Source organism: Dietzia sp. UBA5065, from assembly GCA_002415925.1.
Classification (GTDB): domain Bacteria; phylum Actinomycetota; class Actinomycetes; order Mycobacteriales; family Mycobacteriaceae; genus Dietzia.
The window spans coordinates 49,599-50,242 of record DIAZ01000014.1 but is presented as its reverse complement, the minus strand read 5'-3'; the positions used below and the strand labels follow the sequence as shown (position 1 = coordinate 50,242).

Genomic DNA, 644 nt, shown 5'->3' with positions numbered 1-644 from the left:
TCTCGCCCTTGGGCGTGACCTTGCCGACCAGGACGTCACCGTCGCGCACCTCGGCGCCGATGCGCACGATCCCGCGGTCGTCCAGGTCCGCGAGGACCTCGTCGGACACGTTGGGGATGTCGCGCGTGATCTCCTCGGCACCCAGCTTGGTGTCGCGGGCGTCGATCTCGTGCTCCTCGATGTGGATGGACGTGAGCACGTCCTCCTCCACGAGGCGCTGCGAGAGGATGATGGCGTCCTCGTAGTTGTGGCCCTCCCACGGCATGATCGCCACGAGGAGGTTCTTGCCGAGCGCCATCTCACCGTTCTCTGTGCAGGGGCCGTCGGCGAGGACCTGTCCGGCCTCGACGCGGTCGCCCTCGTCGACGATCGGCTTCTGGTTGGAGCAGGTGCCCTGGTTGGACCGGGCGAACTTGGCCAACCGGTAGGTGTTGCGCCCGCCGTCGTCGTCCATCACGGTGATGAAGTCGGCCGAGACCTCCTCCACCATCCCGGCGCGGGTGTTGACGATCACGTCGCCCGCGTCCACGGCCGCGCGGAGCTCCATGCCGGTGCCGACCAGCGGCGCCTCGGAACGGACCAGCGGGACCGACTGACGCTGCATGTTCGCGCCCATGAGGGCACGGTTGGCGTCGTCGTGCTCG

At 68.6% G+C, this 644-nt stretch carries 1 pseudogene; it reads right to left on the bottom strand.

Annotated elements, in window-relative coordinates:
- Positions 1-644, bottom strand: a pseudogene (locus B4M60_RS01435) (DNA-directed RNA polymerase subunit beta); the annotation flags it as partial.